The sequence below is a fragment of the Rheinheimera texasensis genome, assembly GCF_964031785.1.
Lineage (GTDB): Bacteria > Pseudomonadota > Gammaproteobacteria > Enterobacterales > Alteromonadaceae > Pararheinheimera > Pararheinheimera texasensis_A.
Genome location: NZ_CAXIRE010000002.1, coordinates 1 through 6,433, shown reverse-complemented (window position 1 = coordinate 6,433; position 6,433 = coordinate 1). Strand labels below are relative to the sequence as shown.

Sequence of the window (6,433 nt, the reverse complement as noted above, 5' to 3'; positions counted from 1 at the left end):
AACGGCGCAGCCGGCCCGTCAGGGCGAGTATCAGGAAGATACGAGTAAAAAGCCGGGAGCGTTTTTGAACGTCTTCGCTTGCGAAGACGGCCCGAAGGGTGAGGCGCAGGAAGCGCCGAGTAATCCTGACGGGTGCGCCATATAAATCAACCGCTTAGAGGCAACTCAAGTGGTTTTTTTGTGCCCGGTGACCAAACGGTGACCACGTCGTGACCATTCTTGTTTGTTGTCTCGTCCCAAGTCTTCAGAATATGACCTCTGCACCAAAAGCTCTTGGTAGGTTAGTTTCCGTCAGCGCCTAGAGAGCTCACCACGTTTTTCATATAAGCGGTTGAGATCAGCCTCTGTGTACTGTGCAGCACTAATCACTTTTCACTGTTTGAATCGCCACTAATAAACTAGACACTTCCCTGCCGTTCTTGGTAACGGTTTTCATACTCTACCGGTGACAGCAGATTATTGGAACCATGTTTCCGCTTACTGTTGTAAAACATTTCAATGTAATCAAACACATCACTTCGGGCTTCATCTCGTGTTGAGTAGACTTTACGTTTTATCCGTTCGCGCTTCAGCAGCTGGAAAAAGCTCTCTGCCACAGCGTTATCATGACAGTTTCCTCGTCTGCTCATGCTGCCTTGCAGGCCATGAGTTTTCAGGAATGTCTGCCAATCATGGCTGGTGTATTGGCTCCCTTGGTCGGAGTGAACCATCACCTGTTTTTTCGGTTGCCGTCGCCAGACGGCCATCAGCAAGCCGTTTAGCACAATGTCTTTGCTAATTTGAGAATGCATCGACCAGCCAACGACCTTGCGGGAGAACAAATCCACAACCACAGCCAAATACAGCCAGCCCTCATGCGGGCGGACGTACGTGATATCAGTCACCCACACCTCGTCAGGTACTAACGGATTAAACTGCCGCTGCAATCGGTTTGGCGTAATGATGTGGCTGTCACCCTTACGGTATCTGGGTTTGCGATAGCCAACCTGTGCTTTCAGCCCTTCAGGCTGCATCAGCCGGTAAACCCGGTTAATGCCACAGGACTCGCCGAAATCACGTAAGTCAGAATGAATTTTACGGTAGCCATACACACAACCGGATTCCAGCCAAAACTGTTTGATTAATCCTGTCAGCCGGCGGTTTGCCTTGTCGCGTTTCGAAAGCGAAGCCTTACTCCATGCATAGTATCCACTGGGATGGACATCCAGCATGTTACAGAGCCAGCGCACCGGCCAACTGTCGCAGTGTTCTTTAATAAAGGCGTATCTTAGTCGGACAGCTTTGCGAACACGGGGCCGGCCTTCCGGACGCGGCTTTTTTTAGAATGTCGCGCTCTTCAGTGGCTCGCTTCAGCTCTTTTTGCAGCCGTTTACTCTCGGCCTGAGCATCTGCCAAATCATTATGCTGTTGCTTGTCGGGGCCGTACTTCTTTATCTAGGCGTAGAGGCTGTGTGTGGTGATATCAAGTCGTTTTGCAACATCAGCAACTGAATGGCCGCGATCAACGACCTGCTTAACTGCTTCGATTCTGAATTCTTCGGGGTAACGTTTGCTGCTCATAAGCACCTCTCTTTGAGTTAGTTTATCTAACTGAAAGGTGTCTAGGAAATTAGTGGCGATTCAGTAACCACTTGTGTCGGGACACAGTCAACATGGGCGCGATTAGTTCTTTCTATTGGGCTGACCGTTCCCCCAATAGACAAAAAACAGGCTGCCCACCGACTTATTATAATTCAATTATAATGATATTATAATTGAATTATAAATTTCGGAGACCTTCACTTGTTCGCATTCGTCGAATCTTATAAAGCGGGAATTTTAGCGTCGGAACATTGGATGAAAGACGTTTTGGCGGGCTGCGTGGTGGGGGTTGTCGCACTGCCGCTGGCCATGGCATTTGCCATTGCGATTGGCGCAAAACCTGAACAAGGCATCTATACCGCGATTATTGCAGGGATTTTAGTTGCCCTGTTTGGTGGCACCCGTGTGCAGATATCTGGCCCTACCGGTGCTTTTATCGTGGTGCTGGCCGGTATTGTGCAAAGTCATGGCATCAGTGGTTTGTTGCTAGCCACCGTGATGGCCGGGGTGATTTTATTGTTGCTTGGTCTCAGTCGCCTGGGGAGCCTGATCCAATATATGCCAACCCCGGTGATCCTCGGCTTCACTGCAGGCATTGCTGTGTTGATTTTTTTCAGTCAATGGCCGGCTTTTCTTGGCCTTGCTCAGCCTGAAGGCGAGCACTTTCACCAGAAGTTCTGGCACTTACTGCAACAAATCACCAGCTTCGATTGGCTGACTACCTTGTTTGGTATTGGGGCTTTGGCGGTGCTGATTATTGCGCCCAGAATTTCGCAATTACGGGCTGTCCCCGCCCCTTTAATTGCACTCATTACTCTGACGGCTTTGCAGTGGCTGTTTCAATTCGAATCGGTCAAAACCATCGGTTCTGCCTATGGCGGCATCCCGCAGGGACTGCCGGAATTTCAATGGATCGCCATTGATATGACGCACATATTGCAACTGATTGGCCCGGCAATGACGATTGCCATGCTCGGCGCTATTGAATCTTTATTATCGGCGTTGGTTGCCGATGGCATGACAGGATACAGGCACAGGCCGAATCAGGAATTGATTGGGCAGGGGCTGGCCAATATTGTCGCGCCATTTTTTGGTGGTTTTGCATCGACCGGCGCGCTGGCAAGAACCGCCACCAACATTCGAATGGGGGCGCAAAGCCCGATTGCCGCCGTCGTACATGCGCTGGTGTTAGTGCTGGTCCTGTTGCTATTAGCACCGCTGGCTGCGTTTATTCCTCTGTCAGTGCTTGCGGCGGTGCTGTTTATCGTCGCCTGGAATATGTCCGAAGTTCATCATGTGCTGAGACTGGTTAAAACAGCGCCTAAATCGGACGTAGCTATTTTATTGGTTACCTTTGCGTTAACCGTTTTTGCCGATTTAGTGATCGCAGTAAATGTCGGTATTTTGCTGGCCGTGTTGTTTTTTATGAAACGCATGAGCGAGAGTGTTGAAGTAGTCCCGCATGACAACACCTCGATGCAAAATGCACCTCTACCGGAGGGCGTTAGTGTTTTCAGCATCGACGGGCCTTTTTTCTTTGCCGCGATCTCCAATGTCGAAAACGCGCTGGCGACTATCCATCATGATTCACGCGTGATGATCTTACGTGTAGATGCCATGCCTTTTATCGACGCTTCAGGACTCGAAAGTTTGCGTAAAACCATCGGGGCCTTACATAAACAGCAGGTCGATGTATTCATTTGTGATGCCAATCAACGTGTTACGCAAAAGCTCAAAAAAGCGCAATTCGATGAAATAGCCACTCTGTTTACTACTTTTACTGATGCAATCAGCGCTGCCACCGCCCTGAACAAATTGACCGGCACATCCGCCGGTTTACAAGGATTTCTGCATGCCTCAAAGCTCTATCTCGACCGATGAAAAATTAGCGCAGATTAATCATCTGCTGGCTTCGATGCTCCATCAGGCGGCAAATGAATATGTCGTGGCTTTAAGTGATGAGTGGGGAGACATTTTTATTGTCGAGTATGATGATTTCAGAGCACTCAAATTCGACGAATTTTATGAGCAAAGCAAGATGCGCCTTTCAGAGCCACAAAAACCGGTTTTTGATTACATCAAAGCCATGCTGCTGGGGGCCGCTTTTTCGCCTTGTCAGGATGTCTTGATGCTGGGCTTAGGTGGCGGTAGTCTGGTCAGAAGCCTGCACCACTTCAATGCCGACATCCAAATGACGGTGGTTGAAATCCGCCCGGCGGTGATCGAACTGGCATTTCAATATTTCTCAATGCCCTCAAGCCCACAGATCCAGATTATCCAGGCGGACGCTAAGCAATATCTGACCCAATCTGACGGCCAGTTCGATGTCATTTTTGCTGACTTATTCTGGGCATTACATATGGACCCTTTTCAGTCGCAACGTTTATTCTTTAGCAATTGCAAACGGCAATTGCGTGACCACGGCTGGCTCGCGATCAATTATGAGCAACATGCCGAAATTGACGATAAATTACTGCAAATGTTGTATCACTATTTTGATGATGTGTTGTTATGTGCCATTCCCAACGGCAATGCAGTGATCCTGGCAGGCTCATTACAACAGTCCGGTGGCATGGAAAGTTTCTATCAACGTTTAACCGCGCTTGAAGCTCGTCTTCAATGTAAAATGGATACTCTTGGACGAAAGCTGCTGAGGCTTCATCCCCCGACAAAAACTAACAAGAAGTAATTATCGTATGGAAAAGAAAACAGCCAGGCTGACCATTTTAATCGACCCGGATAAAAAAGCCGCTTTTGAAGAGTTATGCATGCAACAAGACATCACGCCGTCACAAGTCCTGCGCCAGTTAATCCGGGACTATCTGACTACCCATGGCGTTGATTACAAAAGCAGGATTGCCAAACGGAATGCTCAGGAAGAGCCTTCTTCTTAGTCCGCTGTATCTGAACCGCTTTCAGTACGCTAGATGCCAGTGTTGCTGGCTAGCCGCTTTAACAGCCACAATCCAGTCATAAAAAATTGATTAATCAGGTAAACACTGACCCGGCTTTGCAGCCGGTTCGTCGCTTCACATCGCAGTGCACGACGAAAAACAGGATATCGTGATGGTAATTTTAGTGTAATGGCATTATAATGTGATTATCATCTTTGGCCTTGATGATACCTTAGTTAAAATTTTGATTTTCTCCCAATCGATTGTCGGTGATTAGCGCAGCTTGGTAGCGCACTTGGTTTGGGTCCAAGGGGTCGCAAGTTCGAATCTTGCATCACCGACCATTTTTTTATTTCCCCCCTTCTTTGCACAGGAGGCCTGATGACACTCAGTTCCTTTGCTAACGCGCTTTGGCTTAAACAGTTACCTGCTGACGCTTTTGACAATAAAACGGTTGAGCTGTATCCATTTACACCTTCAAGTGAATGGCTCAGCTCGGTAGTTGCAGAGCTGCAACAAAAAGCGCTGGAAACCTGGTTTTTGCACCGCTTCTGTAGTCCGAAAAACCGGCTGCCTTATGATGCGAAAAGACGACAATATACATTTTTCAACGGCGGACCATTCTCTGCTGAATATGAGTTGCTATCCAAATTTCATCTGGTGGTGACTGAGGATGTCATTATGTCGGCGGTCGAAGCGCTGGAATCGAGCGGCGACAAACTGTGGATCTTGCGTACAGGCGCCGTGCTGGAAAGTTCTTTTGGGCAATGCCATATTGTCGAACCCCTCAGGCCTTTCACTGGCCGCTTATCTGAGTTATATCAGATGATCAACACAGTTTCAGAGTCGTGCTCTGCGCCTTTACTGGAAGTGATTTATTTTGAGGCGATCCGCAATTTTGAACTTTATTGCGTCGAGTTCGCCTTGCAGCAGGCGGCAACTTCCGTCAGTACAGCAGACCGGTTAGTGAAAATGTTGTTGTTAACGAATAACGATGCCGCGCGTATTTATTTATCCGGTAAGCCTGACGCCACCGTTTTAAATTTGTTGCGACAACGGCTGCTGGTACAACCCTGGTATCACTGGCCGACCTTTGTTTATCTGTTTCGGGATGGTCTGCAGCTGAACACCAGCACTTTTGCCGGCAGCTTTGGCAGAATTTACAGCAGCCATTATCGTCGCCGATTTGGCTTTGAGCCGGTAGTCAAAGCGCACTCAGCCCCCTTTACGATAACGAAACTCCACCAGTTAAAGTTATCGTTACTACGCTTTGCGAAAAAACTCGATGAACTGGCTGCAGCGCGGCGCTGAAGGTTTTGTTATCTAGCCGGTTTTCTTCGCCGCAAAAGGCTTGCAGCAAGACTGGGCAATGAAACGCCAGTTGTTATCTCCGGCGTATACCACGAAATGGGGAGAGATCCCGAAAGTGAACTAAGAGCGAAATGCAGATCTAAAAATGCCTGATTTTTGGAAAAAATAAATGACCGCTTTGCATTCCAAAGCGGACGTTCGTTGTGAAAAACTGAAATGTCAGCATTTGGCCCAAAGCAAAAGGCGAGAATGTTTAGCACTCTCACCCGATGTCTTCTACATGTAGAATTGTTACTGCAACTCAGATGAGAGTAATTCCTCCAAATCAAGCCTCCTGTATGGAGTTGGTAGCTCTACTTCTGCCGGGTTTGGCATGCAACCTGTTCCAACCATGTGCCAAGCAATCTTGCCGGTTGATCCGGCTAGTCTGATATACCGGGCACCTTGGGTGCACATTTGCATAATCTGCAAAATGCGACTCAACCAAATAAATCAAGATTAGACGCACATACAGTAAGTCCGAAGCATCAATTCTGAGTGAATCGACATATAGCACCCTGTCGGATGAGAACCTGTTGTTCGACAGCGGTTTGCCTGGAGCAAACCGGAACGGCGCAGCCGGCCCGTCAGGGCGAGTATCAGGAAGA

The 6,433-nt window shown here is 48.3% G+C and carries 4 protein-coding genes, 1 tRNA gene and 2 pseudogenes; 6 read left to right on the top strand and 1 reads right to left on the bottom strand.

Annotation, left to right across the window (positions count from 1 at the left end):
• Positions 1–398: 398 nt before the first annotated feature.
• Positions 399–1,560: pseudogene (locus tag ABNT34_RS00100) on the bottom strand (IS3 family transposase).
• Between the two features lie 276 nt (positions 1,561–1,836).
• Here ABNT34_RS00100 and ABNT34_RS00095 point away from each other — a divergent pair.
• The 6 genes and pseudogenes from ABNT34_RS00095 to ABNT34_RS00070 form a co-directional block, all read left to right on the top strand.
• Positions 1,837–3,462 (top strand): SulP family inorganic anion transporter, encoded by a 1,626-nt coding sequence (locus ABNT34_RS00095; protein WP_348727646.1) that lies wholly within the window; start codon positions 1,837–1,839, stop codon positions 3,460–3,462.
• The gene (locus ABNT34_RS00090) at positions 3,434–4,270 is read left to right on the top strand and encodes a fused MFS/spermidine synthase (RefSeq protein ID WP_348727644.1); all 837 of its coding nucleotides are present in this window, start codon (positions 3,434–3,436) and stop codon (positions 4,268–4,270) included. Before ABNT34_RS00095 ends, ABNT34_RS00090 begins: the two co-directional genes overlap by 29 nt.
• Positions 4,271–4,277: 7 nt before the next feature.
• Positions 4,278–4,475 (top strand): ribbon-helix-helix protein, CopG family, encoded by a 198-nt coding sequence (locus tag ABNT34_RS00085; protein WP_348727642.1) that lies wholly within the window; start codon positions 4,278–4,280, stop codon positions 4,473–4,475.
• Positions 4,476–4,742: 267 nt separating this feature from the next.
• Positions 4,743–4,819 (top strand) — tRNA-Pro (locus ABNT34_RS00080).
• A 37-nt stretch (positions 4,820–4,856) separates the two neighbouring features.
• Positions 4,857–5,786 (top strand): hypothetical protein, encoded by a 930-nt coding sequence (locus ABNT34_RS00075; RefSeq protein WP_348727640.1) that lies wholly within the window; start codon positions 4,857–4,859, stop codon positions 5,784–5,786.
• Positions 5,787–5,817: 31 nt separating this feature from the next.
• Positions 5,818–5,910, top strand: a pseudogene (locus ABNT34_RS00070) (DUF4113 domain-containing protein); the annotation flags it as partial.
• Positions 5,911–6,433 lie beyond the last annotated feature (523 nt).

Excerpts from the sequence above, each read along its gene's own strand:
- ABNT34_RS00095 (WP_348727646.1), top strand. The coding sequence starts at position 1,837 with ATGAAAGACGTTTTGGCGGGCTGCGTGGTGGGGGTTGTCGCACTGCCG.
- ABNT34_RS00090 (WP_348727644.1), top strand. The coding sequence starts at position 3,434 with ATGCCTCAAAGCTCTATCTCGACCGATGAAAAATTAGCGCAGATTAAT.
- ABNT34_RS00085 (WP_348727642.1), top strand. The coding sequence starts at position 4,278 with ATGGAAAAGAAAACAGCCAGGCTGACCATTTTAATCGACCCGGATAAA.
- ABNT34_RS00075 (WP_348727640.1), top strand. The coding sequence starts at position 4,857 with ATGACACTCAGTTCCTTTGCTAACGCGCTTTGGCTTAAACAGTTACCT.